Below are 25,764 nucleotides of genomic sequence, written 5' to 3'. Positions count from 1 at the left end.
GTTTCCTTCGCCCTCGCTCACTGCGCGATCTGCTTGATCTCGAACGGCACCGGCTGCTGCGCCAGGTGCGGGTGCTCGGCACCGGCGTAGACCTTCAGCTTCTTGATCAGCTGACGGCCGAGCTTGTTGTGCGGGAGCATCCCCTTCACGGCCAGCTCGATGGCCCGCTCGGGCCGCTTGGTCAGCAGCTCCTCGTAGCCGATCTGCTTGAGGCCACCCGGGTATCCGGAGTGCCGGTAGGCGACCTTGGTCTGCCGCTTGTTGCCGGTCAGCGCCACCTTGCCCGCGTTCACGACGACGACGAAGTCGCCCGTGTCGACGTGCGGCGCGAAAGTCGGCTTGTGCTTGCCGCGCAGCAGCGTGGCGGCGTGGGTGGCCAGGCGGCCCAGCACGACATCAGAGGCGTCGATAACGTGCCACTGACGCTCGATCTCACCCGGCTTCGGGCTGTACGTACGCACAGGTCTACCTTGTCTCGTCGTCGGTCTGGGGTCGCGCGCCGAGGTGACCAGAGGCTTCCCGGCCGGACCAGCGCGCACGAACGACCAAGCGTACCTGAGCGGCACGCCTCTGGATGTCGTACAACAGCAGGCAACGATACCCGGCACCCCGTGGGCTGGTCAAAACGGGGGGCCGACCGGCGTGGCCTGCGGTGTCGTCGCATGACCAGGGTCACACACCGATCAGCTTACCCGGACCGGGCCGCAGGTAGACCGCCCAGGTGACCACGAAGCAGAGCGCGTACCAGCCGATGAAGGCCAGGTAGGCGGCGTCCGCGTTGCCCGAGGTGAGGAAGGACTGCCGGAAGGCCACGTTCACCAGCACCCCACCCGATGCGCCGATCGCGCCGGCGATGCCGATCAGGGCCCCGGAGCGTCGCCGGGCCCGACGCTGCGCCGCGACCGGGTCGCCGGTCAGCTCCGCCTCGGCCGCCGCCCGGACCCGGAAGATCGCCGGGATCATCTTGTACGTCGACCCGTTGCCGATGCCGGAGAAGACGAACAGGGCCAGGAACCCGGCCAGGTAGAGCGGGAACGACCGCTCCCGGGCGGCGTACAGCACCAGCCCGGCCCCGGCGGCCATCGCGACGAAGTTCCAGAAGGTCACCCGGGCACCGCCCAGCCGGTCGGCGAGCTGCCCGCCGAGCGGCCGGATCAGCGAGCCGACGAGCGGCCCGAGGAAGGTCAGCCAGGCCGCGTCGACCGGGGTGGGGAACCGCTCGGCGAACTGGAGCTGGAGCACCTGACCGAAGGCGAAACCGAAGCCGATGAACGAGCCGAAGGTGCCCACGTAGAGCAGCGACATCACCCAGGTGTGCCGGTCGCGGGCGGCCTCGCGCAGCGCGCCGGGCTCGTTGTGGGCGTCCGGGATGTTGTCCAGCCAGCGGGCGGCGGCGAGCGCGGCCAGCACGATCAGCGGCAGGTAGACCGCCGGCACCAACCGGGGGTACGCCGCCCCGGCGGTGGCCAGCACCGCCAACCCGACCAGCTGCACCGCCGGTACGCCGAGGTTGCCGCCCCCGGCGTTGAGCCCGAGCGCCCGGCCTTTGAGCCGGTCCGGGAAGAACAGGTTGATGTTCGCCATCGACGAGGCGAAGTTGCCGCCGCCGACCCCGGTCAGGCAGGCCAGCACCATCAGCGTGGAGTACGACACCCCCGGCTCCAGCAGCACCGCCATCGGCACCGCCGGCACCAGCAGCAGCAGCGCGCTGACGATCGTCCAGTTCCGCCCGCCGAACCGGGCCACCGCCAGGGTGTACGGCAGCCGGAGCACCGCCCCCAGCGCGGCCGGTACGGCGGTGAGCAGGAACTTCCCGGCCGGGTCGATGCCGTACGCCGGGCCGAGGAAGAGCACGGTGACCGACCAGAGGCTCCACACCGAGAACCCGACGTGCTCGGCGAAGATCGACACCCAGAGGTTACGGCGGGCGATCGGCGCTCCGGTCGTCCGCCAGAAGGTGGGGTCCTCGGGACGCCAGTCGTCGATCCGGTGCCGCCCTCCGGCGGCAGCGGCCGACGGCCCGGCTGCGGCGCGCTGCGGGTCGGCTGCGGCGCGCTGCGGGTCGGCTGCGGCGCGCTGCGGGTCGGCTGCGGCGCGCTGCGGGTCGGCGGCCGGCGGGACGTCGGTCGCGACCTGCGGATCGGTGGCGACCTGCGGACCGGCGGCGGGTGGATCGGCGGCGGTGCTGCTGGCGAGCGTGCTCACGGCGACTCCTCCTCATCGATGTGAGCAGGACGCTAGGCAGGGCCGGTTTCCCGACGGTGCCCCCCGTGGGTCGTTCCGGAAACGGAGATCGCACGTCGGCCGGCAACCGGTGGTGAGGGGGTCAGAGCTCCTGGAGGATGCGCAGCGCGCGGGCGACGTGCTGCATGGTCTCGGTGTCGGCGACGTCCACGCACTCGGTGAACCACTTCTTCATCGGGGCCGACAGGCGGTCGGGCATCACCACGTTGGCACCCATCGGCACGGCGAGCGGGGAGTCGCGCAGCAGCGCGGTCTCGACCACCTCGGCGACGATCACGATCGGCACGTCGGTGGAGTTGTAGACGTCGGAGCTGATCACCAGCCCGAGCCGTTCGCGGGCACCCTCGATGCGCCAGACCTCTCCCCTACGCAGCACGTGGGCGACCACCGAAGAGCGCGTCGGTGACCATGCCCACCTCACGGGCATCGGCGAGGGCGGCGGATTCCAGGTCGAGCCCGGCCCGGCCGACCGCCTCGGCGTGGGCGGTGAACACCTCCCGCAGCGCCTTCTCCCGGGCGGCCTGGTCCATCCATGCGGAGAGGGAGAGCCCTTCCCGCTTGGCGAACCGGCGGGCCTCCTCGATCGTCTCGTCGGAGAACGAGAGGGTCACCTTGGCAGTCATGCCATCGATCGTACCCTCGGTATGACCAGCGGTCATCCCGTCCGCGTGCCGGACCACCGACCGGTCGCCGCGCGGCGACCGGGGTCAGGCCGGTGGCCGGTGGCCGGGTCAGGCGGCGAACGGGTCAGGCGGTCGGACGTTGGCCGCCGAAGACGGCGAACCGCCACGCCTTGTAGAAGCAGTCCACGTCGACCAGGCCGGCGTCGGCAAGCCACCGGCACTGGTCGGTTACCGACGCCGGGCGGTCGTGCCGCATCCGCTTCCGGGCGGCGGCGATCTCGTCGGCGTCCGAGCCGCGCGCGGCGGTCTGCGCCAGCCAGACGTCGTCATAGCGGCGGTCGAGGGTCGGGGTGGGGCCGGCCACCTGCTCGGCGTTGACGAACACCCCGCCGGGGACGAGCGCCCCGGCCGCCCGCCGGTAGAGCGCCCGCTTGCCGTCGTCGTCGAGGTGGTGCACGGCCAGGGCGGAGACCACCGCGTCGTACCGCCCGGCGGGGAGCGGGTCGGCCAGGTCGGCGACGACGGTGCGGTGCGCCACCCCCCGGGCGGTCAGCCCGTCGGCGGCCACCGCGAGCATCCGCGCGGCGCCGTCGACCAGGGTCACCCGCACCCCGGGCAGCGCTGCGGTGAGCAGCAGCGAGAGCAGCCCGGTGCCGGCACCCAGATCGAGCACCTCGGGGGTACGCCCCGCGGCGAGCGCGGCCCGCAGCGGTGGGGCGGCCACCTCGACGGCGGTGCCGTAGAAGTCGTCGAAGCAGGGGACGAGCCGGCGGCGGGCCTGGTCGTAGGAGCCCGCCACCGCATCGAAGGCCGCCGTCACGTCCATGATCCACCCCTCTCACATAATAAGATTCCTGTCTCACATCATAGACCTTGCCGACCGGTCCCGTGCCCCCGTGCGGTGTGAGCCGCTCTTGACAGGACCGAAACAGAAGGGACGCGGGTCGGAAACCGCCCAGCGGCACGCTTTGCCGACATGACAGACGGTGCACGCGCCGCGACGCGAACGGGGTCCGAACCCCGGGAAGCGGAGACGCACTGCCCGTACTGCGCGCTCCAGTGCGGCATGGTCCTGCGGGACGCCGACGACGGCCGGATCGAGGTCCGGCCCCGGCAGTTCCCCACCAACCGCGGCGGGCTGTGCCAGAAGGGCTGGACCGCCGCCGAACTGCTCGACCACCCCGACCGGTTGACCACCCCGCTGGTCCGCGACCCGTCGGGCGAGCTGTGCCCGGCCAGCTGGGAGGTCGCGCTCGACCGGATCGCCGCCGGGCTGCGCACCGTCCAACGTGACCACGGGCGGGACGCGGTCGCGGTCTTCGGTGGCGGCGGGCTCACCAACGAGAAGGCGTACGCCCTCGGCAAGTTCGCCCGGGTGGCGCTGCGGACCCGGCACATCGACTACAACGGCAGGTGGTGCATGTCCTCGGCGGCGGCGGCCGGGCTGCGCGCCTTCGGCGTCGACCGGGGGCTGCCCTTCCCGCTGACCGACCTGGGCCACACGGAAACCCTGCTGCTGGTCGGCGCGAACCCGGCCGAGACCATGCCGCCGCTGATGCGGCACCTGGCCGACCAGCAGGCCCGGGGCGGCCGGCTGATCGTGGTCGACCCCCGGCTGACCGCCACCGCCCGCCAGGCCGACCTGCACCTGCAACCGCTGCCCGGCACCGACCTGGCGGTCGCCAACGCGCTGCTGCACGTCGCGCTCACCGAGGGGCTGATCGACCGGGAGTACGTCGCCGCCCGCACCGAGGGTTTCGACGCGGTACGTCGTACCGTCGCCGGTTACTGGCCGGCGGAGGTGGAACGGCTCTCCGGGGTGCCGGTGGCCGACCTGGAGGCGACCGCCCGCGCGCTCGGCTCCGCCGGTTCGGCGGTCATCCTGACCGCCCGGGGCGCCGAGCAGCACGCCAAGGGCGTCGACACGGTAAGCGCGTACGTCAACCTCGCCCTCGCCCTCGGCCTGCCCGGCCGCCCGTACTCCGGGTACGGCTGCCTCACCGGCCAGGGCAACGGCCAGGGCGGGCGCGAACACGGCCAGAAGGCCGACCAGCTCCCCGGCTACCGCAAGATCGACGACCCGGCGGCCCGCGCCCACGTCGCCGAGGTGTGGGGCGTCGACCCCGCCGAGCTGCCCGGCCCCGGCGTGCCGGCCTACCAGCTGCTCGACTCGCTCGGCAGCCCCGACGGCCCCCGCGCGCTGCTCGTCTTCGGCTCCAATCCCGTGGTCTCCGCGCCCCGGGCGGCCCGGGTCGAGTCCCGGCTGCGCGGGCTGGACCTGCTGGTGGTGGCCGACTTCCTGCGCTCCGAGACGGCCGAGCTGGCCGACGTGGTGCTGCCGGTCGCCCAGTGGGCCGAGGAGGACGGCACGATGACCAACCTGGAGGGTCGGGTGCTGCGCCGCCGCGCGCTGCGCGAACCACCCCCCGGCGTCCGCACCGACCTGGCGGTCCTCGCCGACCTCGCCGCCCGCCTCGACGACCCCGCCACCCCGGCCGTCGACCCGGAGCAGCCCGGCACCGGGTCCGGACCCGAGCACGCCCGCGACGGGGCCGGACCGGGCCGCGTCCCCGACGGGAACCGCCCGGACCGCTTCCCGACCGACCCGAGGGTGGTCTTCGCCGAGCTGCGGCGGGCCTCCGCCGGGGGCGTCGCCGACTACGCCGGGGTCACCTGGGACCGGATCGAGTCCGCCGACGGGGTCTTCTGGCCGTGCCCCGACCCGGACGGGCCGGACACCCCCCGGCTCTTCGCCGACACCTTCCCCACCCCGACCGGCCGGGCCCGGTTCCACCCGGTGCAGCACCGGCCGGCGGCGGAAGAGGTCTGCGCCGACTACCCGCTGCACTTCACCACCGGGCGGGTGCTGGCCCAGTACCAGTCCGGCACGCAGACCCGGCGGGTGGCCGCGCTGCGCCGGGCCGCCCCGCGCGGCTTCGTCGAGCTGCACCCCGACCTGGCCGCCCGGCTCGGGGTCGCCGAGGGCGACGAGGTACGGGTCGCCTCCCGCCGGGGTGAGCTGCGGGCACCGGCCCGGCTCAGCCCGACGATCCGGCCGGACACCGTCTTCGCCCCGTTCCACTGGCCCGGCGCGGCCCGCGCCAACTCGGTCACCAACGACGCTCTCGATCCGGTCTCCGGGATGCCGGAGTTCAAGATCTGCGCGGTCCGGGTGGAGCGGGCATGACCGGGCGGATCGTGATCGTCGGGTACGGCATGGCCGGCTCCCGGCTCGCCACCGAGCTGCACGCCCGCAACGGGGACCGAAAGGTCACCGTGCTCGGGGCGGAACCGCACCGGGCGTACAACCGGATCATGCTCTCCACGCTGCTGGCCGGCAAGATCGACGAGCCCGACGTGGAGCTGGCCGAGGTCGCCGGGCAGGGCACCGACGTGCGTACCGGCGTGGTGGCCGCCGCGATCGACCGGGCCGCCCGGACGGTGCACACCACCGACGGCGACCGGGTCGACTACGACCACCTGGTCCTCGCCACCGGCAGCCGGGCCGTGGTGCCCGCGCTGCCCGGCCTCGACCCGGCCGCCCTGCCGCCACGGGCGGCCGTCTTCCGGACCCTGGCCGACTGCCGACGCATCCTCGCCGCCGCCCGCACCGCGCACAGCGCGCTGGTGCTCGGCGGCGGGCTGCTCGGCCTGGAGGCGGCGCGCGGCCTGGCCGCCCGGGGGCTGACGGTGACCGTGGTCCACCCCCACCCGCACCTGATGGAGCGGCAGCTCGACCCGGCCGCCGGCGCGGTGCTCGCCGACACCCTGGCCGGGCTCGGCGTCGCCACCCGGCTGGGCGTGCCGGCGACCGGGCTGGCCACCGCCGACGACGCGGTGCGGCTCGACCTGGCCGACGGCACCAGCCTGACCGCCGACCTGCTGGTGCTCTCCTGCGGGGTACGCCCCGACACCGACCTGGCCGCCGCCGCCGGGCTGGCCGTCGACCGCGGCGTGCTGGTCGACGACCGGCTGCGCACCGGCGACGAGGCGATCTCGGCGATCGGCGACTGCGCCCGCCCCGCCGGCGGCCCGACCGGGCTGGTCGCGCCCGCCTGGGCGCAGGCCCGGGTGGTGGCCCGGCTGCTCACCGGCGAGGACCACACCGCCCGCTACCGGCCCCGGCCGGTGGTGACCCGGCTCAAGGCCGCCGGGATCGACCTGGCCGCGATGGGCGACCCGACCGGGGGCCCCGGTGAGGAGCTGACCTTCGCCGACCCGGCCCGGGGGACGTACGCCCGGCTGCGGATCGACCACGACCGGCTGACCGGGGCGATCCTGCTCGGCGACAACCCGGCGGTCGGCACGGTGGTGCAGCTCTTCGACCGGGGCGGCCCGGTCCCCACCGACCGGCGGGCACTGCTGCTCGGCCGGTCGCTCGGCAGTGCCCCCGCGACGCCCGCCGCGTCCCCGGCGCTGATGCCGGACGCGACGACCGTCTGCCAGTGCAACGACGTCGACAAGGGCACCCTGGTCCGCTGCTGGCGGGCCGGTGCCCGGACGGTCGACGAGGTGGTCGCCGCGACCCGGGCCGGCACCGGCTGCGGCGGCTGCCGGGAGGCCGTCGGCGGGATCGTCGGCTGGCTGTCCGAGGTGGACTCGGTGGGGACGCCCCGATGACCGTGATGACACCACGAGGAGGTGACCCGATGACCGGTGGACGATTGGTCGTCGTCGGCAACGGCATGGTCGGCCAGCGGTTCGTCGAGGCGCTGCGCGCCCGCGACCACGACCGGCGCTGGCAGGTGACGGTGCTCGCCGAGGAACCCCGCCCGGCGTACGACCGGGTACGGCTGTCCGCCTTCTTCGACGGGGTGTCCGCCGGGGAGCTGAACCTGCACACTCCGGACGACGGGGTGGAGCTGCGTCTCGGTGACCCGGTCACCGGGATCGACCGGGACCGGCGGGTGGTGACCACCGCCGGCGGCGAGCACCCGTACGACGCGCTGGTGCTGGCCACCGGGTCGTACCCGTTCGTGCCCCCGGTGGCCGGCACCGACCTGCCCGGCGTCTTCGTCTACCGCACCCTGGACGACCTGGAGGCGATCCGGGAGCACGCCCGGGGCCGGGCTACCGGGGCGGTGATCGGTGGCGGCCTGCTCGGTCTGGAGGCCGCCAACGCGCTGCGGCTGCTGGGGCTGCGTACCCATGTGGTGGAGTTCGCGCCCCGGCTGATGCCGGTGCAGGTCGACGAGGCGGGCGGCGCGATGCTGCGGCGCTACGTCGAGGAGTTGGGGGTCACCACCCACCTCGGGGTGGGCACCACCGCGCTGCGGCCAGGCCCGGACGGCGCGGTCGCCGCGTTGGACCTCTCCGACGGCGGCACGGTCGACGCCGACCTGGTGGTGGTGGCCGCCGGCATCCGCCCCCGCGACGAGCTGGCCCGCGCCGCCGGGCTGCCGCTCGGCCCGCGCGGCGGGGTGCTCGTCGACTGGAGCTGCCGCAGCGACGACGCGCGGATCTGGGCGGTCGGCGAGTGCGCGGCCGTCGACGGCACCTGCCACGGCCTGGTCGCCCCCGGGTACGCGATGGCCGAGGTGGTGGCCGACCGGCTGCTCGGCGGCGCGGCCACCTTCCCCGGCGCGGACAGCGCCACCAAGCTCAAACTGCTCGGTGTCGACGTGGCCTCGTTCGGCGACGCCCACGGCACCACCCCGGGCTGCCTGGACGTCACGTTCACCGACCCGGTCACCCGCTCGTACGCGAAGCTGGTCCTCTCCGACGACGCGCGGACCCTGCTCGGCGGGGTGCTGGTCGGCGACGCGAGCGCCTACCCGACGCTGCGGGCCAGCGTCGGCGGGCCGCTGCCCGCTCCCCCGCTGGCGCTGCTGGCACCGGCCGGCGAGGCGGGGGCCGGGGTGACGGCGCTGCCCGGGGCGGCCCAGGTCTGCTCCTGTAACGCGGTGACCCGGGACGACATCGACGCGGCGATCGCCGGCGGGGCGACCGACGTGCCGGCGTTGAAGGCGTGCACCCGGGCCGGGACGAGCTGCGGCTCCTGCGTGCCGACGCTCAAGCAGTTGCTGGACGCGGCCGGGGTACAGCAGTCCACCGCCCTCTGCGAGCACTTCGACGCCAGCCGCCAGGAGCTGTTCGACATCGTCCGGGTGCGCGGCATCCGGACGTTCTCGCAGCTCGTCGCCGAGCACGGTCGGGGCCGGGGCTGCGACGTCTGCAAGCCGGTGGTGGCCTCGATCCTCGCCTCGCTGGGCACCGGGCACGTGCTCGACGGCGAACAGGCGTCGTTGCAGGACACCAACGACCACTTCCTGGCCAACCTGCAACGCGACGGCAGCTACTCGGTGGTGCCCCGGATCCCGGGCGGCGAGATCACCCCCGACAAGCTGATCGTGATCGGGGAGGTGGCCCGCGACTTCCAGCTCTACACCAAGATCACCGGAGGGCAGCGGATCGACCTGTTCGGCGCACGGGTCGAGCAGTTGCCGCAGATCTGGCGGCGGCTGGTCGACGCCGGCTTCGAGTCCGGCCACGCGTACGGCAAGGCACTGCGCACGGTGAAGTCCTGCGTCGGCGAGACCTGGTGCCGGTACGGGGTGCAGGACTCGGTCGGCCTGGCCGTCGCCCTGGAGCTGCGCTACCGGGGGCTGCGCGCCCCGCACAAGCTCAAGTCCGCCGTCTCCGGTTGCGCCCGGGAGTGCGCCGAGGCCCGCAGCAAGGACTTCGGCATCATCGCCACCGACACCGGATGGAACCTCTACCTCGGCGGCAACGGCGGGTTCCGCCCCCGGCACGCCGACCTGTTCGCCACCGACCTGTCCACCGACGAGCTGATCACGCTGATCGACAGGTTCCTGATGTTCTACGTCCGCACCGCCGACCGGTTGCAGCGCACCGCCGCCTGGATCGAGGCGATGGACGGCGGCCTGGAGCACCTCCGGTCGGTGATCGTCGACGACTCGCTCGGGCTCTGCGCGGAACTCGACGCGGCGATGGCCCGGCACGTCACGACCTACTCCGACGAGTGGCGCGACGTGCTTGACGACCCGGAACGCCTGCGCCGCTTCACCTCCTTCGTCAACGCCCCCGACGTACCGGACCCGTCGATCACCTTCGCGGTGGAACGGGGCCAGCCGGTACCGACCCGCGACAACCGACCCGCCGTCGGCACCACACCGCCCGACGGAGCAGCGACACCCGTCCGGCGCCGCCAGCCGGTCGTCCTCGGCCTGCCGGAGGTACGGCGATGAGCGACACGGTCACCGTCGACTGGACCCCGGTCTGCCCGCTGGACCGGCTGGAACCCGAGCGGGGCGTCGCCGCCCTGGTCGACGGGGTGCAGGTGGCGCTCTTCCGGATCGACGACGAGCTGTTCGCGGTCGACAACCTCGACCCGCTCAGCGACGCGTACGTGATGTCACGGGGCATCGTCGGCAGCCGGGGTGGGACGCCCACCGTCGCCTCACCCCTGCACAAGCAGGTGTACGACCTGCGAACCGGGCTCTGCCTGGACCTGCCCGGGGTGACCCTGCCCCGGTACGACGTCCGCTGCCGGGACGGCCTGGTCGAGGTGCGGCTGCGACAGGAGGAGTGATGCGGGACGAACTGGCCGGCTTCACCATCGGGGTGACCGCCGACCGGCGACGCGACGAGTTGGCCGCGTTGCTGGAACGGCGCGGTGCCCGGGTGGTGCTCGCCCCGGCCCTGCGGATCGTGCCGCTGGCCGACGACACCGACCTGCGGGACGCCACCCGGGCCTGCCTGGACCGGCCACCGGACGTGCTGATGGCCAACACCGGCATCGGCATGCGCGGCTGGTTGGAGGCGGCCGAGGGCTGGGGGCTGGCCGAGCCGTTGAAGGCCGTGCTGTCCCGGGCCTACGTGGTGGCCCGGGGTCCCAAGGCGCGCGGGGCGATCCGGGCCGCCGGTCTGCACGACCAGTGGTCGCCCGTCTCCGAGAGCTGTGAGGAGGTGGTCGAGCACCTGTGCCGGCGCGGGGTGGCCGGGCAGGTGATCGCCATGCAGTTGCACGGCGACCGGCAGCCCGAGTGCACCGAGGCGCTGGAGGCCGCCGGAGCCACCGTGATCGAGGTGCCCGTCTACCGGTGGGCCCCACCGACCGACCCGGCCCCGCTGCACCGGCTGATCGACCTGGTCGCCGGCCGGCTGGTCGACGCCGTCACCTTCACCTCCGCCCCGGCGGCGGAGGCGCTGCTGCGGGCCGCCGGCGACCGCACCGAGACGGTGCTTGCCGCGTTGCGCGGGGACGTGCTGGTCAGCTGCGTCGGCGCGGTCACCGCCGAACCGCTCGTGCGGCGGGGGGTGCCGGTCAGTGCGCCGGCCCGGGCCCGGCTCGGCGCACTGGTCCGCACCATCGTGGACGAACTGCCCCGCCGTACCCTCACCGTGAAGGCGGCCGGGCATCTGCTGACCCTGCGCGGGCACGCCGCCGTCATCGACGGGGAGCTGCGTCCCCTGGCGCCCGCGCCGATGGCGGTGCTGCGGGCGCTCGCCGCCCGACCCGGCCGGGTGCTGTCCCGCACCGAGCTGCTGCGCACGCTGCCCAGGGGGGCCGACGAGCACGCGGTGGAGATGGCGGTGGCCCGGCTACGGGTGGGGTTACGGGCACCCCGGGTGGTGCAGACCGTCGTCAAGCGCGGCTACCGGCTCCGGGTGGAGTGAGGCCGGGGTCCGGTGGAGCGCGGTCCACGTCGCGCGGGCGGGATGCTCAGACCTCCAGTCGCACCAGCGCCCGTAGGAAGGCCGACGCGTGGTCGGCCTCGTCGAAGGCGATCTCCCGGAACAGCGCCGCCGCCCTGCGGTCACCCGCCGCAGCCGCCCGCCGGGAGAACGTGGGGTACATGACGGTCGCCTCGTACTGCTCGCCGTCGATCGACTCCCGCAGATTGTCCACGTTGCTGCCGACGAAGTCGATCAGACTCGCCTCGGCCGCGACGTGGTCGTACCGCTCGGTCCGCGCCGTGTCGGCGAAGAGCCGGGCGATCCGCCGCTCGCTGGTACGCGCCGCCTGGGCCGGCCCGGCGAGCCCGGCCCGAGCACGGCTCCGGTCGCGATGATCGACACCACTGTCACTGTGCGCATGACGCCACTCCACCAATGCCTCCAGTGAGGAGCCTCTCACCGGGCGTCACATTCGTGGATGAGCGTACGTTGCCGCAGGTCAGAGTGGGTCTACCCAGTTTCCGGGCGCACCCGGAGGGCATCGTCGGACTGAGCGCGGCCACGCCGTGTCGTTACAAATGGTGACAGGTTTGCCCTCAGCCCACCGGGGTCGGGAAGCCCCGACCGTGTTCGGCCTGGAGCCGGAGCATGGCGTGTTCCACCACCGTCACCAGCACCCGCTTGACCGAATCCCGGTCCCGGGCGTCGCACATCACCAGCGGCACGTCCGCCGAGATGGCAAGCGCCTCGCGGACCTCGTCCGGCTCGTACTGGTCCGCGCCGTCGAACCGGTTCAGCGCCACCACGTACGGCAGGTTGCGGTTCTCGAAGTAGTCGAGCGGGGCGAAGGCGTCGGTGATCCGCCGGGTGTCCACCAGGACGGCCGCACCCACCGCCCCCCTGATGATCTCGTCCCACATGAACCAGAACCGGGTCTGGCCGGGCGTGCCGAACAGGTACAGGATCAGATCCTGCGCCATGGTGATCCGGCCGAAGTCCATGGCGACCGTGGTGGTCTCCTTGCCGGGCACCTTCGACGGGTCGTCGATGCCGACGCCGGCGGCGGTCATCAGCGCCTCGGTGGTCAGCGGTGTGATCTCGGAGATCGCTCCGACCAGGGTCGTCTTGCCCACGCCGAAGCCGCCCGCGACCACGATCTTCGCGGAGACGATTCCCCGGCTCTGGCGCGACCCGGCGGGGTCATAGCCTGCGAAGTCCACTTAGCACCCTTCCAAGAATTTCCATTCGCTCCTCGAACCCCTCGGCGGGAGCGGCAGTGTGTAGCGTGAGCAGACCGTCGGCGACCAGGTCGGCGACCAGCACCCGGGTGACGCCCAGCGGCATCCGGGTGTACGCGGAGATCTCGGCCAGCGACTGCGCCCGGCCCTCACAGACGGTGGCGATTCGATACTTGTCGTGCCCGGTGAAACGGGACTCGGCCACCTGGGTCGGGCTGGAGGTGAGCACCGCCTCCAGCGCGATGTCCCGGCTCGGCTCGGTACGGCCGCGGGTGACCGCGTACGGACGCACCAGCGCGCCACGTGGGTCCCGCCGGGGGTCCATGCCGCGATCACCTCCTCCCGCCCGGGCCCGGCCCGGATGCTTCGTCCCTGTGGCCGGACGCGGTCGCGCCCGGCCTCACCGTCGTGGCTACGAGCGCACGGCGTCTCGGGGCAGCGGCACCAGCGCCGCGCCCACCCGCTCGACCAGCAACGCCATCTCGTAACCGACCTGGCCAACGTCGCAGCTGCGGGCGGCGAGCACCGCCATCGACGAGCCGTCGCTGATCGACATGAGGAACAGGTATCCGCTGTCCATCTCGATCACTGTCTGCAACACCCCGCCGGCGCTGAACATCCGGGCGGCACCCTCGGTCAGACTCACCACGCCGGAGGTGATCGCGGCGAGCTGGTCGGCCCGGTCGGTGGGCAGGTCCCGCGAGGAGGCGAGCAGCAGCCCGTCCGCGGACACCGCCACCACGTGGGCGATGCCCGCCACGCTGTCGGCGAAGTTGGTGAGCAGCCAACCCATGTCCTGCATGGCAGCTGGCCTGTTCATCGGTTCGTCTCCTTGGTCGAGGTGCTGTTGAGGTCCGCGCCTGCGGTGCGACCGCGCTGCACGCCGCGGTGGTAGGCCGAGAGCAGGCCGCGTACTTCGTCCGGGGTACGGCGGCTGCGGTCCCGGCCGCCCTTCGGCTCGATCCCGCCGGGGACGAGTTGGGCCTGCGGCACCCGCTTCGGCAGACCGGAGCGGGTGGTGCCGGCGTTGGCCGGCTCGGCCGCCTGGGTGGCCCGGGACCAGCCCTCGTCGGCCGCCGTCCGCCAGGCGTCGGCGTCGCCGGCCGTCGGGGCAGCCGGAGCCTCGGGGGGGGTCGACGGCGCGGTCGGCACCTCGGGTGAGCCGTATGTCGGCGGCGCGGTGGCGGCCGGTGGTTCGGGACTGGTCACGACGGGGACTTCCACAGTCGCCTGGGCCTGGGCCTGGGCCTGAACCGGAGCCTGGGCCGGGGCCGGGGCCTGGGCCGGGGTGACGGTCGGGGTGCCGGCCGCGGTGGGCGCAGCAGGTACCCGGGTGGGCAGCGGTGGGCGGGTCGGCTTGACCGCCCCGTTGGGCCGGGCCGCCGCGGCGGGCGGTTCCTCGTCGAAGCGGGGCCGGGTGAAGATCGCGGTGGCGTCGTCCCCGTGGGACCGGAACCACACCGCCTCCATCTCCCGGAAGATCGGCGAGTCGGCCGGCCGGTCCGGCCGGGCCACCACCGGCGCAGCCGGGGCCGGCGGGGTGTACGACGCGGCCGGGGAGGTGTACGACTGCGCGGCGGGAGCGGTGTACGGCTGGACGGCAGGAGCGAACGACGCGGACGGTGGCGCGGCCGGGGCGAACGACGCCGCTGCGGCCGGGGCGAACGGGGTCGCCGCCGGCGCACCGGCATACGGGGTCGCCGCCGGGGCACCGGCATACGGGGTCGCCGCCGGCGCACCGGCATACGGGGTCGCCGCCGGCGCACCGGCGAACGGCATGGCCGGACCGCCGTACGACTCCGTCGTGCCGGGCGCGGCACCGGCGACCGGACCGACCGGCAGCACCGGAGCCGGCCCGCCCGGCGCGGCCCGGCGCGGCAACGCGTCGATGGTCGGGTTCGCCACCGTGGGGCTGCCGGCCGAGAAGGCGCTGAACCCGGAGTCGGCCGAGGGGGCGGAGACCGGTGCCAGCGGCGGGGCGGAGACCGGGCCGCCGAACTGCACGGCGGGGGCGGTGTCCCGGGCGTCCACCGGCGGCTGCCAGGGGGCCGGCGCCGGTGGGGTGGTACGCCACTGGTCGGTCAACGTCGCCGCCGCGCTACGGGCACCGGTGAAGGCACCACCGATACCGGCCGGGGCGGGCGTCGGCTGCTCGACCGCCAGCGGCTGACGCGGCCGGCCGGTCGCCTGGTCCCGACCCCGGTGGGCGGGCAGCACCACTGTGGCGTTGGGCAGGGTCACCTGGGCGACGGTGCCGCCCTCGACGTTGCGTCGCAGCTCCACCCGGATGTTGTACCGGCCGGCGAGCCGGCTGACCACGGCGAGACCCATCAGCCGGAAGGCGGCCACGTCCACGGTCGGCGGTGCGGCGAGCCGGCGGTTGAGCGAGTCCAACTGTTCGTCGGTGAGGCCGAGTCCCCGGTCCTCGATCTGGATCAGCACGTAGTCGCGGATGCGCCGGCCGTCGGCGACCACCGTGGTGGTCGGCGGCGAGAAGCGGGTGGCGTTGTCCAGCAGCTCGGCGACGAGTCGTACCACGTCGTTGACCGCGTGGGCGGCGACCGAGATGTCGGTGTCGACGGTGCCGAACTCGATCCGGTTGTAGAGCTCCACCTCGGACTGGGCGGCGCGCAGCACGTCGACGAGCAGCGCGTCGTCGCGGCGCGGCACGGCCGAGTCGGCACCGGCCAGGACCAGCAGGTTCTCGTCGTTACGACGCATCCGGGTGGCGAGGTGGTCCAGTTCGAAGAGCTGGGCGAGCCGCTTCGGGTCCTCCTCGCCGCGCTCGATCGCGTCCAGCTCGCCGATCATCCGGTCGACCAGGGTCTGACTACGCCGGGCCAGGTTGAGGAACATCGCCGAGACGCTGGTCCGCAGCGCGGCCTGCTCGGCGGCGACCCGGACGGCCTCCCGGTGGACCACGTTGAAGGCCAGGGCCACCTGGCCGACCTCGTCCCGGTTGGTCAACCGGATCGGGTCCCGCACCTGCCGGACGATCTCCTCCACCCCGCCGTCACTGATGCTGCCCATGTTCTGCAACCGCTTGACCGCGTCCGGCAGGTCGTGGTTGGCCACCGAGAGGGCGCCCTCACGCAGTCGGCGCAGCGAGTGGTTGAGCGAGCGGGCCAGCACCACGGCGAGGGTGATCGCCACGATGAGGGTGAGCAGCACCAGCACCGTCTCGATGACCGCCTGCTGGATGACGTCGCTACGGGCCTGCTCGGAGCGGGCCAGCAGGGTGTCCTGAAGCTGGATCTCGGTCCACCGCATCAGGTCGTTGACCGCGCCGATCGAGGCACTGGCGTCCCCGGCGCTGACCGGACTGCGCTGCCCGACCGAGCGGGTGATGTCGGCGGCCACCCGGTCGGCGAGCCCGACGGCGTCACCGGAGACCGCGCTGTCGACGAGCGCCCGCTGGGTCGGGTCGGCGGCGAGGGAGAACGCGAGCAGCGCCTCCTGCTGGCTGGTCAGGGTCGCCACGAAGGAGGAGAACTGCTCCTCGTCCAGGCGTCCGCCGACCAGCGCGGTGTAGGCGACCGCCTCCTCCTCGGCGACGGCGGCCTTGGCCCGGCCGAACGCGGCCACCGCGCGGCGGGCGTCCGCCAGGCTCTCCTGGCCGGACAGCTGGGCCAGGGTGTCGCCGTACGAGACGAGGTCGGTGAGGATCACCCCGTACCGGAGGGTGGCCTCGGCGACCGGCATCTGCCGGCGGTCGAGCACCTCCTGCCGGGTCGCGTCGAGCGTCCGCAGGTGGTCGTCGATCACCTTGAGCCGGTCCTGCACGGCGGCCGGAACCTCACCGAGGTCGGCCCGCTCGGCCCGGTACGAGTTGATCCGCTCACCGGTGGCCCGGACCCGCAGGTTGTAGTCGTCCGGGCGCAACTGCGGGTTGGCCAGATAACCTGCGGCGGCCATCCGTTCCTTGTGCAGATCCTGCGTCAGGGCGGAAACCTGGGTGGAGAGCGCGGTCAGCGACCGGATCTGGGTGGCGTCGACAGCACCCTCGGTAGTGGAGACGAGTCGGATTGTTGCCAACGCGATGACTGCGGCGACCGGTACGACCAGAATGAGCGCGAGCTTGGAACGAATCCGCGCATCGCGCAGCCGGGGCAGTCGGCGTTCCCGTTCAGGGCCGGCGCTTTCGCCTGGCTCGGGCAGGGTCGTCGGTCCGGTGCTCACGACATCGCCTCCGTCGTATCTTCCACACGCCTGACCCGCCTACCCGCGCCTGGTGCAACGGACAGCGCCATGCGCGGCACGGCCGCGATTTCATCAGAGAAGATCCTGTTTGGGAAGTCGGCGGTGAGGCAGGAATCGGTCGACCGGTGTGCCGGTCGTCTTTTGCCCTCATTAGCAGGCCACCCCTGAACAGGGCATGTCACTCCAGCGTGTTCGTACGCCTCTGATGAGTGAGCATGGGTAAATATCTGATGTCCCCACAATGTGAGATTCGCGTCCCGAAACCGCCGACAGCTCCGCGCTTGACCGCAGCGCCCCCGCATTGGCAAGGTTTTGCAGGCTTTCGCGCACACCGTACGGCACCCAATCCCGTTTCTCCACTGAGGACGGACTAGCGGCGGTGACCGGGCCTGCCCCGCGCCGCACCTGGAGGACTGAGTTGAGCCCCATCCGCTCCGCGACCATCGTGGCGCTCGCATCGGCCGTACTGGCCACCACGCTCACCGGCTGTTCGTTCGGCGCGGCAGAGGAGGACGACAGCCCCATCTACATCGGGGCCGACCTCGAGATCTCCGGTGCCGCCGCGCCGGTCGGCCAGGCCTACCAGCGCGCCCTGGAACTGAAGGTCGACCAGTTGAACGCCTCGGGCGCGCTGGGCAAGCGCAAGGTCAAGCTGACGATCAAGGACAACCGGTCCGACGTCAACGAGTCGCTGCGCAACGTCGGCGACTTCAGCAACGACGCCAAGGTCAGCGCCATCATCATGGGCGGCTGCAACGAATGCGCCGTCGGCGCCGTCCGCACCATCAACGAGCGGAAGATCCCGACGGTCGCGCTGGCGCCGTCGGGCGCGGTCGCCAACCCGGCCCCCGAACGTCGGTACGTGTTCAAGCTCGCGCCGAACGCGGCCGACAGCGCCGCCGCCCTCACCGCCGAGCTGCGGCGACGCGGGATCACCGAGGTCGGCATCCTGCACAGCCAGGACGACTACGGCCGGGAGGGTCTGACCGCGCTGGATGACGAGTTCCGCAAGGCCAACATCAAACGGGTCCGGGCCGAGGCGGTCCGCACCACCGACACCGAACTCGGCCAGCCGATCCGCCGGTTGGCCGACCGCGACCCCGCCGCCCTGATCATCTGGACCCCGCCGGAGCAGGCCGCCCTCGCCGCCACCGCCGCCGACCAGTCCGGCTACGCCGGGTCGCTCTTCCTCGACGCCGCCGCCGCCGGTGATCTCTTCCTGGGCGGCTCCGGCCGGGCCACCGAGCGGGCCACCCTGATCTTCACCCAGACCATGGTGATCGACGACGTCATCGCCACCACCCCGGCCAAGGCCGCCCGTCGGCAGTGGTTCCAGGACTACACCGCCCGATTCGGCGGCTACAACGGCCTGTCGTCGTTCGCCGCCGACGCCGTCCAGCTGATCGCCGACTCCGCGCTCCGGGCCGGCGGCCCGGCCGGCAGCGTCAACCGGGACGGCCTGCGGGACGTGCTGGAGACGTCCCAGCTCGACGGCCTGTCCGGACCGATCCGGATGACCCCGGACAACCACTCCGGGCTGATGCCGCAGGCGCTGACCACGCTGGTGGCGCGGGGTGGGCGGTGGCGGTTGGCGGGCTGACGGGCTCGGGCTGTGGTGCGGCCTGGCTGTGTGGTGCGGGTTCGCGGTGGGGGGTGGCCCCACCGCGACCGGCTCCGGGCGGTCAGGCTTGATCCCTGCGCCGGTCGCGGTGGGGCCACCCCTGATGTGCGTACGTGACTGACGGGCCGATCCCGGGTGGGTCGGCCCGTCAGTGGTGGTGGGGGGTCATCAGGGGTGCTGCCTCGCGGCGAGCTCTCCCAGGTGGTGGATTCCGGTGGCGCCTCGTGGGACGGCTCCCGGTGCCCGGGACAGGGCTTCCTGGCGGGGCCCGGGGGGTCAGCGGGCGGAGGTGGTGGCCCGGACCCAGGGCAGGGCGAGCCGTTCGACGAGCGACAACGCGGAGTAGAGCAGGATGCTCATGGCGGCGATCAGGACGATCGCCGCCCAGGCGGTGGCGGTGTCACCGATGCCGTTGTACTGCAGGATCTGGTAGCCCAGGCCCGGCTTGTCCGAGTAGAACTCCCCGATCACCGCGCCGATGGCGGCCAGCGGCATCGCCACCTTCAGCCCGACGAAGATCTGTGGCAGCGCGGCCGGGAACCGTACCTTGCGGAACGACTGCCACCAGGAGGCGTTCAGCGACCGGGCCAGCTCGGCCAGATCCGCCGGGGTGGTGGTGAGCCCGGTGGCGGTGGAGAGCACGATCGGGAAGAAGCAGAGCAGGAAAACCATGGTCAGGATCGGCTTCTCCCCCCAGCCGACCGAGACCACCAGCAGCGGCCCCAGCGCGATCTTCGGGACCGCGTTGATCGCCACCAGCAGCGGGGCGAACATCCGCTCGGCCCGTCGGGAGGCGGCCAGCATCATCCCGATCAGCACCCCGGCGACCGTCGACATCAGGAAGCCGAGCAGCGTCATCAGGGTGGTCGTGCCCAGTGCCGGGAAGAGCACGTCCGCCGAGGTGGTCAGCGACGTCCAGACCGCCTGCGGCGGCGGCAGGGACGCCGGGTGCACCAGGTGCAGCCCGGAGGTGACCGACCACCAGACGGCCACCGCGACCACCAGGCCGAGCAGCGGCAGGCCGACCGCCGCGGGGCGTACCCGGGACCAGGGTGACCGGCCGGGTGCCGGGGGGACGGTCGGGGCGGTCCCGCCCGGCGGGGTCGGTGGACCGGCCGAACCGGGTACGGGACGGGTCCGGATCGAGTCCGTCACGGGGTTCTCCTCTCCTGCCGGCGCGGGGGCCGGCACGCGACGGGGGTGCGGCCAACGGTCGTCCCGCTGGGTCGCACCCCCGTGGCACCGTCGACGTCGATCAGGCCTTCGGCACGAGGTTGAAGTCGATGATCTGGTCCGGGGTGATGTTCGACTTGAGCGCGCCGGCACCCTGGAGGATCGCGATGCTCTTGGCGACCCGGTCACTGTCCAGCGTGCCGATGGCGGTGCCGGAGTTGCTGGAGCGGACGTAGCCGGCCATCAGCTGCAACTCGGCGGCAGCGGCGGCCGGGTTGGTGGCGTCCACGTTCTTCTTCAGGATCTCGGCCGCCTCCTGGGGGTTGGCCAGGGCGTACTCCAGGCCCTTGAGCAGCGCGGCGGTGAACTTCTTCACCGTCTCCGGCTTCTCCTTGGCGATCTTGCTGGAGGTGATCAGCGCGTTGCCGTAGAGGTCCTGCATCACGTTGCTGTACGGCAGCACCACGGGCTTCTTCTTGGTGACCGCCTCGACGGTCGGCTGGCCGACGACGAACTGGCCGATGCCGTCCACCTGGCCGGAGGCGAGCTGACCCATCAGGCCCTGCGCGTCACCGTTGACCCAGGTCACCTTGTTGTAGTCCACCCCGGCCATCCGGGCGTACGTCGGGAAGAGGTTGCGCACGACGGAGCCGGGGGTGTCGGCGAGCTTCTTGCCCTCCAGGTCCTTCGGCGTGGCGATGTTCTTGCCCTCCACCGAGACGATGGCGGCCATGGTGCGCTGCTGGATCGCGGCGACCGCCACGAAGTCCTTGGCCACCCCGTTACCGACCTGGAGCAGGCCACCGGTCAGGTCGATCGGGCCGAAGTCGGCCTGACCGCCGACGATGGTCTGGATGACCGCACCGGTACCCTGACCGGGCTTGATCTCCACGTCGAAGCCGGCCTCCTTGAAGAAGCCCTTGTCCTTCGCCACCCAGGCGTACGAGTCGCGGCCGAAGTTGCCGAACGAGGTGAGGTAGGTCACCTTCTCCAGCGACTTGCCGTCGCCGGTCTTGGCGTCCGCCGAGTCGGACCCGCCACTACAGGCGGAGACCAGGGCGAGTGCGGTGGCCAGGGTGGCCGCGGCGACCGTGCGGGTCAGCCTTGTCATCAGTGCACCATGTCCTTTCCGACCGGGCGGTTCACCCGGAGGGGGTTGTCGGTCCGGCGGCACCGGCGTGAGGGGGCACCGACGCCGCCGTCGTGAAGGGACTCTTCGCCGGCACAGCGTACGAGACACTGAGGGTCACCACGCCAGGCGGATCGGGTTGCGGAACGGAAACAACTCAACTTCGCACCCGGCCGACAGGACGCCGACGAGCTGGGGATATCCTTGTCCGATTGCTGACCGCCCACTCAGGGGAGACCGACGGCATGATCCGACTGTCCGATGTGTCGCGGACCTTCGAGGGGCGTTCCGGGCGGGTCGAGGCGCTGCGCGGGATCGACCTCGACGTGGCCGAGGGCGAGTTCGTCGCCGTGCTCGGCCGCTCCGGTTGCGGCAAGTCCACTCTACTCAGGATGATCGCCGGGCTGCTGCCGGTCAGCGGCGGTGAGATCACCGTCGCCGGCAGCCCGATCACCCGGCCCCGCCGGGACGTCGCGATGCTCTTCCAGAAGCCAGCCCTGCTCCCCTGGCGCACCGTGCTCGACAACGTCCTGCTGCCGGCCGAGATCTTCGGCTGGAGCCGCGCCAAGCACCGCGACCGCGCCCGGCAGCTGCTGGAACTCTCCGGCCTGGGCGGCTTCGAGAAGCGGCTGCCGCACGAACTCTCCGGCGGCATGCAGCAGCGGGTGTCGCTGTGCCGGTCGCTGATCGGCGAGCCCCGGGTGATGCTGATGGACGAGCCCTTCTCCGCCCTGGACGCGCTGACCCGGGAGGAGCTCTCCGGCGAGCTGCAACGGGTGCACATGGAGACCGGGGCGACAGTCGTCTTCGTCACCCACTCCATCGACGAGGCGGTGCTGCTGGCCGACCGGGTGGTCGTGCTCAGCCCCCGCCCGGGGCGGATCCGCAAGATCGTCGAGGTGGACATCCCCCGGCCCCGTACCCTCGGCCGCCACGCCCACCTGGCGGACGTCGCCCGGGTCAGCGCCGACCTGCACGAGCTGCTGATGGAACGGGAGACCCCGGCGATTGCCGGGGTGGAGGGACGATGACCATGCGGGTGGCGGTCTTCACCGAACCGCACCGGGGGGCGAGCTACGACGACCAGCTCCGGTTCGCCCGGCTCTGCGAGGCCGGCGGCTTCGACGGCTTCCTCCGGGCCGACCACTACCGGACGATGGGCGACGAACCCGGGCTGCCCGGCCCCACCGACGCCTGGCTGACCCTTGCCGCGCTGGCCCGGGAGACCTCCCGCATCCGGCTCGGCACCCTGGTCACCTCGGCCACCTTCCGGCTGCCCGGCCCACTGGCCGTGCAGGTCGCCCAGGTCGACCAGATGAGCGGCGGCCGGGTCGAACTGGGCATCGGTGCCGGCTGGTACGAGCGGGAACACCTCGCCTACGGCATCCCCTTCCCGAAGGTCGGTGAGCGCTTCGACCGGTTCGCCGAGCAGCTGGAGATCATCACCGGCCTGTGGCGTACCCCGGTCGGCGAGACCTACAACTGGGCCGGTGAGCACTACCGGCTCGTCGATGCCCCGGCCCTGCCCAAGCCGGTCCAGCAGCCCGGCCCGCCGGTGATCATCGGCGGTCGCGGCCCCAAGCGCACCCCCGACCTGGCCGCCCGCTACGCCGACGAGTTCAACGTGCCGTTCACGTCGGTCGAGGAGACCGCCGAGGCCTACGACCGGGTACGGGAGGCCTGCGACCGGGTCGGCCGGGCCGACTCGGGGCGGGAACCGCCTGTGCTCTCCGCCGGGATCGTGGTGGCGATCGGGCGTACCGACGCGGAGGCCCGCCGTCGGGCAGCGCCGCTGCACGTCAAGAGCGCCCTGCCGCCCGAGGACCCGGTGGTCGGCTCCCCCGCCCGGCTGGTCGACCGGATCGGCGAGTTCGCGGCGATCGGCGCCACCCGGGTCCACCTGCGGCTGATCGACCTCGACGACCTCGACCACCTGGAGCTCATCGCCGCCGAGGTGCTCCCCCAACTGGACGGAACCCGATGACCGACGTGACCCACGACCTCGAACTCGGCCCGGTCGGCCAGGAGATCGTCTTTGAGAACGACCGGGTCCGGGTCTGGCACATCCGGCTGGCCCCGGGCGAGCGGCAGCCGCTGCACCGGCACGACCACCCGTACCTGGTGGTGGCGATCGAGGGCGCCAAGAACGTGGTGCAGACGATCGACGGCACCCGGATCGACGCAGACGAACCCACCGGCGGGGTGGTCTACCGGGATCCCGGCGCCGTCCACATGCTCACCAATGTCGGGGACACGACCTATCTGGCCCGCCTGGTGGAGCTCAAGTAGCCGCTGGTAGAGCTTGGGTAACAGCTGGCCCCGGCCGCGCCGCGCCACAGTGGCGATCGGGCGCACCGGGCCGTAACGTGCCCGACATGGCCTTTCGGACGTGGGGCAGACTGCTGCTCACCGCACTCGGGGTGAGCATGTTGGCCGGGGCCGGCCAGCTCGGCATCGCGTACGGCTTCGGCATCGTCCGACTCACCGGCGACTTCACCGACGTCAACCGGTGGCCGGCCCAGCTCGCCTGGGTCGGCTGGTTCGCGGTGACCGCCGCCATCGTCGGCGCGGTCCTCACCGGCCGGCTCGCCCGCCGTGAGGGGCTACCGGAGGACACCCCGGTACAGCTGGCGATCTCCGGCGCCGCCGCGCTCGGCGCGCTGGTCGTCGCCCCGCTCTGCATGCAACCCGCGCGGGCCGCCGAGCTGAGCGCCGTCGACCCGGTCTGGGCGGTCGGCATCTGCGCGGTCGCCGGGGCGGTGGTCGGCGCGGGCGCCGCCTCGGCCGTCCTGCTGCGCCCCCCGCTGGGCTGGAACGTCGCCGTGCTGGGCGGTGCGATCTGGCTGGTCGCGCTCTGCTCGGCCGCGCCGGGGGTGCTGTCCACCGAGCCGCTGCGCACCGTACGCCTGGGGGTGCTGGAGCCGGCCTGGCTCGGCCCGGACCGGGCACAGCGGCTGGCGATGCTGCTGCTGCCCCTGATCGCGCTGGTGGCCGGCGCGGTGACCGGTGGACTGGCCCGACGGCGGGGGCACCTCCCGCTGATCGGCGGGGCCACCGGGGCGGCCGGCCCGGTGCTGCTCGCCTTCGCCTACCTGACCGCCGGGCCGGGCGACCCGGTGGACCGTTACCAGCTCGCCCCGTACTACGGGGCGGTGATCGCAGTCGCCACCGGCGCGCTCGGCTCGGTCGCCGCCACCCTGCTGCGCTGGCCGCTGCTACCCGCCCGCGCTGCCGCCAGCTCCGACTCCGCCAGCTCCGACTCCGCCAGCTCCGGCGACGACGACGGCGACGCGGCGATCGAACCGACCGACATTCTCGCACCGCTGCCTGCCGTGCCGGCTCCGAACCGGACCGACTCGGACGGAACCGTCTCGGTCCCCGCCGCCTCGGACAGAGCCGCCTCGGGCAGAGCCGCCTCGGACGAGCCGGTGAACTCGGGCAGAGCCGCCTCGGACGAGCCGGTGACCGTGGAGCTGGGCGCCGCCGCCCGGAGCCTCGACCAGGACCGCCCGGACGGCACCGTCGCAAGGGCGGCCGGAGGCGGCGACGTCCCACCGGGGATCTCGGACACCGGCGTACTTCCCGGCGTCGGCCGACCGTCGGCCGACACGCCGGGCGCGGGCCGCAATCCCGCCCACTGGGACTGGCCGGACCCCAGCGCCACCGTCACCGACCGGACGGCGACCCGCTCCGCCCCGACGCCAAGCGGACTGTCCCGGGCCGAGTCGACCCCGACCGAGCCGGGACCGACCGCGCCGACCCAGGCCGGACCGGCTCAGACCGGACCGGCTCAGACCGCGCCGACCCCGACCGGACCGGCTCAGACCGAGCCGACCCCGACCACAGCGGCCCGGACCAAGCCGGCCCAGACCGCGCCGGCCCCGACCAGGCAAGCCCGGGCCGGGTCGGCGCGGACCGAGGTCACCGAAGCGGAGCAGGTGGAGGACGCGGGTCCGCCCACCGGGGACGAGCCCGTGGCCGCACCCAGGCCCCGGGCGAAACGGGCCAGCCGGACCCGCCCCGTCGTCACCGGTAGCCCGGCGCCCCCTGCCGGGCGGCCCGCCTCTGATCCACCGGCCGATCCGGGCGGAGCCGAAGAAGGGCAACGAGCGGCCGTCGCCGAACCCGCCCCGGCCGGCACCGCCGCGCCGGAGACCGCCGGGCGGGGCACCGCCCACCCGGGTGCGCCCACCGCCGGGACGGCACCGCAGGTCACCGGGCTGCGGCACGTGTCGCCGGACGGCGTCGAGGGCACGCCCCGCCCTCGCCACCAACTGCCCGACCTGAGCGGTACGGGTGGCTCGACCGACGCCCCCCGTCCCGTACCGGCTCGGGCCTCGCTGCCGTTTCCCGAACCGGAGGCCGTCGAGCGCACGGACCCCCTGGGACCGGTCAGCCTCCGTTGGGAGGCCGACGGCTCCCGCGCTGCCGCGCCGGTGGACCGTGCTTCGACCGACCCGACTTCCGCCGACCCCGCCTCCGCCGACCCCGCCTCCGTCGATCCCGCTCCGACCGGCGTCGACGAGCAGAAGCCGTCCGGCAGGGCCAAGGGCCGGCGAGGGCTGTTCCGGCGCAACCGATCGCCTGAGGGTGCGCCGGCGAACGAACCCACCGCAGAACCGGCGACACCAGACGACGAGTACGTCGACTGGGTCGCCGGCCTGAGCAAGCCGCTGGCCGACAACGAACCGGAACGGGAGAGCGGTCGCCGCTCACTACGCACCAGCGGCCGCCACCACCACCGCGAATAACCCCACCCCCACCCCCTCCCACCCCCTCCCCTCCCACCCACCCGGCCCCACCCGGCCCGCTCCGGTGATCAAGAGGTTTGCGTCAGATTCCGGCCGACCCGTGACGCAAACCTCTTGATCACCGAGGAGGGGGTGGGTGGGGTGG

22 protein-coding genes are annotated in these 25,764 nt (G+C 73.3%); 10 read left to right on the top strand and 12 right to left on the bottom strand.

All coding sequences use genetic code 11. The features are described from left to right. Positions 1-17: 17 nt before the first annotated feature. From rplM to OHQ87_RS28710, 5 genes are all read right to left on the bottom strand, one after another. Entirely contained in the window at positions 18-461 is a 444-nt protein-coding gene (gene rplM / locus OHQ87_RS28730; protein WP_328342933.1) for a 50S ribosomal protein L13, read from the bottom strand. Between the two features lie 211 nt (positions 462-672). After that, a complete protein-coding gene (locus OHQ87_RS28725) occupies positions 673-1,986 on the bottom strand; it encodes a nitrate/nitrite transporter (protein WP_328349034.1) in 1,314 nt (437 codons plus the stop codon). Positions 1,987-2,326: 340 nt separating this feature from the next. Next, entirely contained in the window at positions 2,327-2,632 is a 306-nt protein-coding gene (locus OHQ87_RS28720) for a type II toxin-antitoxin system PemK/MazF family toxin (protein ID WP_328342932.1), read from the bottom strand. Then, positions 2,610-2,867 carry a DUF6364 family protein gene (locus OHQ87_RS28715; RefSeq protein ID WP_328342931.1) on the bottom strand — a complete coding sequence of 86 codons (258 nt, stop codon included), beginning with the start codon at positions 2,865-2,867 and terminating at the stop codon, positions 2,610-2,612. Before OHQ87_RS28715 ends, OHQ87_RS28720 begins: the two co-directional genes overlap by 23 nt. A 124-nt stretch (positions 2,868-2,991) precedes the next feature. Then, positions 2,992-3,693 (bottom strand): class I SAM-dependent methyltransferase, encoded by a 702-nt coding sequence (locus OHQ87_RS28710; protein WP_328342929.1) that lies wholly within the window; start codon positions 3,691-3,693, stop codon positions 2,992-2,994. 150 nt (positions 3,694-3,843) lie between these two features. Here OHQ87_RS28710 and OHQ87_RS28705 point away from each other — a divergent pair, with 150 nt between their 5' ends. The 5 genes from OHQ87_RS28705 to OHQ87_RS28685 are packed head-to-tail and all read left to right on the top strand — an operon-like array spanning position 3,844 to position 11,507. Continuing rightward, on the top strand, positions 3,844-6,054 hold the full coding sequence (locus OHQ87_RS28705; RefSeq protein ID WP_328342927.1) for a molybdopterin oxidoreductase family protein: 2,211 nt from the start codon (positions 3,844-3,846) through the stop codon (positions 6,052-6,054). Further along, positions 6,051-7,487, top strand: a complete 1,437-nt coding sequence (locus OHQ87_RS28700; protein WP_328342926.1) for an FAD-dependent oxidoreductase — start codon at positions 6,051-6,053, stop codon at positions 7,485-7,487. Before OHQ87_RS28705 ends, OHQ87_RS28700 begins: the two co-directional genes overlap by 4 nt. Positions 7,488-7,516: 29 nt before the next feature. Continuing rightward, positions 7,517-10,075 (top strand): nitrite reductase large subunit NirB, encoded by a 2,559-nt coding sequence (gene nirB, locus OHQ87_RS28695; RefSeq protein WP_328342925.1) that lies wholly within the window; start codon positions 7,517-7,519, stop codon positions 10,073-10,075. Beyond that, the gene (gene nirD, locus OHQ87_RS28690) at positions 10,072-10,419 is read left to right on the top strand and encodes a nitrite reductase small subunit NirD (protein WP_328342924.1); all 348 of its coding nucleotides are present in this window, start codon (positions 10,072-10,074) and stop codon (positions 10,417-10,419) included. The genes nirB and nirD overlap by 4 nt, the downstream gene beginning before the upstream one ends. Beyond that, the gene (locus OHQ87_RS28685; RefSeq protein WP_328342922.1) at positions 10,419-11,507 is read left to right on the top strand and encodes a uroporphyrinogen-III synthase; all 1,089 of its coding nucleotides are present in this window, start codon (positions 10,419-10,421) and stop codon (positions 11,505-11,507) included. The genes nirD and OHQ87_RS28685 overlap by 1 nt, the downstream gene beginning before the upstream one ends. Before the next feature lie 46 nt (positions 11,508-11,553). Here OHQ87_RS28685 and OHQ87_RS28680 read toward each other — a convergent pair whose 3' ends face one another. The 5 genes from OHQ87_RS28680 to OHQ87_RS28660 all read right to left on the bottom strand — a co-directional run bounded on the left by OHQ87_RS28680 (position 11,554) and on the right by OHQ87_RS28660 (position 16,924). Then, on the bottom strand, positions 11,554-11,967 hold the full coding sequence (locus tag OHQ87_RS28680) for a ferritin family protein (RefSeq protein ID WP_328342921.1): 414 nt from the start codon (positions 11,965-11,967) through the stop codon (positions 11,554-11,556). Between the two features lie 136 nt (positions 11,968-12,103). After that, positions 12,104-12,727 carry a GTP-binding protein gene (locus OHQ87_RS28675; RefSeq protein ID WP_328342920.1) on the bottom strand — a complete coding sequence of 208 codons (624 nt, stop codon included), beginning with the start codon at positions 12,725-12,727 and terminating at the stop codon, positions 12,104-12,106. Beyond that, the gene (locus tag OHQ87_RS28670; protein ID WP_328342918.1) at positions 12,708-13,070 is read right to left on the bottom strand and encodes a DUF742 domain-containing protein; all 363 of its coding nucleotides are present in this window, start codon (positions 13,068-13,070) and stop codon (positions 12,708-12,710) included. Before OHQ87_RS28670 ends, OHQ87_RS28675 begins: the two co-directional genes overlap by 20 nt. An 87-nt stretch (positions 13,071-13,157) precedes the next feature. Next, entirely contained in the window at positions 13,158-13,565 is a 408-nt protein-coding gene (locus tag OHQ87_RS28665; RefSeq protein ID WP_067313320.1) for a roadblock/LC7 domain-containing protein, read from the bottom strand. After that, the gene (locus OHQ87_RS28660; protein ID WP_328342912.1) at positions 13,562-16,924 is read right to left on the bottom strand and encodes a sensor histidine kinase; all 3,363 of its coding nucleotides are present in this window, start codon (positions 16,922-16,924) and stop codon (positions 13,562-13,564) included. Before OHQ87_RS28660 ends, OHQ87_RS28665 begins: the two co-directional genes overlap by 4 nt. A gap of 439 nt (positions 16,925-17,363) precedes the next feature. Between OHQ87_RS28660 and OHQ87_RS28655 the strand changes: the two genes are divergently transcribed. Continuing rightward, positions 17,364-18,545, top strand: coding sequence for an ABC transporter substrate-binding protein (locus OHQ87_RS28655; protein WP_328342910.1), 1,182 nt, complete (start codon positions 17,364-17,366; stop codon positions 18,543-18,545). A gap of 297 nt (positions 18,546-18,842) precedes the next feature. On the opposite strand, the gene OHQ87_RS28650 is transcribed toward OHQ87_RS28655, so the two are convergent. Then, positions 18,843-19,709, bottom strand: coding sequence for an ABC transporter permease (locus OHQ87_RS28650; RefSeq protein ID WP_442930863.1), 867 nt, complete (start codon positions 19,707-19,709; stop codon positions 18,843-18,845). 112 nt (positions 19,710-19,821) lie between these two features. Further along, positions 19,822-20,850, bottom strand: coding sequence for an ABC transporter substrate-binding protein (locus tag OHQ87_RS28645; protein WP_328342908.1), 1,029 nt, complete (start codon positions 20,848-20,850; stop codon positions 19,822-19,824). A 263-nt stretch (positions 20,851-21,113) separates the two neighbouring features. Here OHQ87_RS28645 and OHQ87_RS28640 point away from each other — a divergent pair, with 263 nt between their 5' ends. The 4 genes from OHQ87_RS28640 to OHQ87_RS28625 all read left to right on the top strand — a co-directional run bounded on the left by OHQ87_RS28640 (position 21,114) and on the right by OHQ87_RS28625 (position 25,619). Then, positions 21,114-21,899, top strand: coding sequence for an ABC transporter ATP-binding protein (locus OHQ87_RS28640; RefSeq protein ID WP_328342906.1), 786 nt, complete (start codon positions 21,114-21,116; stop codon positions 21,897-21,899). Positions 21,900-21,901: 2 nt separating this feature from the next. Continuing rightward, positions 21,902-22,852: an LLM class F420-dependent oxidoreductase gene (locus tag OHQ87_RS28635; protein ID WP_328349033.1), complete on the top strand. Its 951-nt coding sequence runs from the start codon at positions 21,902-21,904 to the stop codon at positions 22,850-22,852. After that, positions 22,849-23,157, top strand: a complete 309-nt coding sequence (locus OHQ87_RS28630; RefSeq protein WP_145921730.1) for a cupin — start codon at positions 22,849-22,851, stop codon at positions 23,155-23,157. The genes OHQ87_RS28635 and OHQ87_RS28630 overlap by 4 nt, the downstream gene beginning before the upstream one ends. 86 nt (positions 23,158-23,243) lie before the next feature. Further along, the gene (locus OHQ87_RS28625; RefSeq protein WP_328342901.1) at positions 23,244-25,619 is read left to right on the top strand and encodes a hypothetical protein; all 2,376 of its coding nucleotides are present in this window, start codon (positions 23,244-23,246) and stop codon (positions 25,617-25,619) included. Positions 25,620-25,764: the final 145 nt, after the last annotated feature.

This window comes from Micromonospora sp. NBC_00421 (assembly GCF_036017915.1).
Classification (GTDB): domain Bacteria; phylum Actinomycetota; class Actinomycetes; order Mycobacteriales; family Micromonosporaceae; genus Micromonospora.
The sequence above is the reverse complement of the archived record's forward strand: the minus strand, read 5'-3'. Positions and strand labels throughout refer to the sequence as shown.

What these genes read in the sequence shown, in the direction of transcription:
- OHQ87_RS28715 (WP_328342931.1), bottom strand. Translation starts at nt 2,867, where the DNA reads ATGACTGCCAAGGTGACCCTCTCGTTCTCCGACGAGACGATCGAGGAG.
- OHQ87_RS28710 (WP_328342929.1), bottom strand. Translation starts at nt 3,693, where the DNA reads ATGGACGTGACGGCGGCCTTCGATGCGGTGGCGGGCTCCTACGACCAG.
- OHQ87_RS28705 (WP_328342927.1), top strand. Translation starts at nt 3,844, where the DNA reads ATGACAGACGGTGCACGCGCCGCGACGCGAACGGGGTCCGAACCCCGG.
- OHQ87_RS28700 (WP_328342926.1), top strand. Translation starts at nt 6,051, where the DNA reads ATGACCGGGCGGATCGTGATCGTCGGGTACGGCATGGCCGGCTCCCGG.
- nirB (WP_328342925.1), top strand. Translation starts at nt 7,517, where the DNA reads ATGACCGGTGGACGATTGGTCGTCGTCGGCAACGGCATGGTCGGCCAG.
- nirD (WP_328342924.1), top strand. Translation starts at nt 10,072, where the DNA reads ATGAGCGACACGGTCACCGTCGACTGGACCCCGGTCTGCCCGCTGGAC.
- OHQ87_RS28685 (WP_328342922.1), top strand. Translation starts at nt 10,419, where the DNA reads ATGCGGGACGAACTGGCCGGCTTCACCATCGGGGTGACCGCCGACCGG.
- OHQ87_RS28670 (WP_328342918.1), bottom strand. Translation starts at nt 13,070, where the DNA reads ATGGACCCCCGGCGGGACCCACGTGGCGCGCTGGTGCGTCCGTACGCG.
- OHQ87_RS28665 (WP_067313320.1), bottom strand. Translation starts at nt 13,565, where the DNA reads ATGAACAGGCCAGCTGCCATGCAGGACATGGGTTGGCTGCTCACCAAC.
- OHQ87_RS28645 (WP_328342908.1), bottom strand. Translation starts at nt 20,850, where the DNA reads ATGACAAGGCTGACCCGCACGGTCGCCGCGGCCACCCTGGCCACCGCA.
- OHQ87_RS28640 (WP_328342906.1), top strand. Translation starts at nt 21,114, where the DNA reads ATGATCCGACTGTCCGATGTGTCGCGGACCTTCGAGGGGCGTTCCGGG.
- OHQ87_RS28635 (WP_328349033.1), top strand. Translation starts at nt 21,902, where the DNA reads ATGCGGGTGGCGGTCTTCACCGAACCGCACCGGGGGGCGAGCTACGAC.
- OHQ87_RS28630 (WP_145921730.1), top strand. Translation starts at nt 22,849, where the DNA reads ATGACCGACGTGACCCACGACCTCGAACTCGGCCCGGTCGGCCAGGAG.
- OHQ87_RS28625 (WP_328342901.1), top strand. Translation starts at nt 23,244, where the DNA reads ATGGCCTTTCGGACGTGGGGCAGACTGCTGCTCACCGCACTCGGGGTG.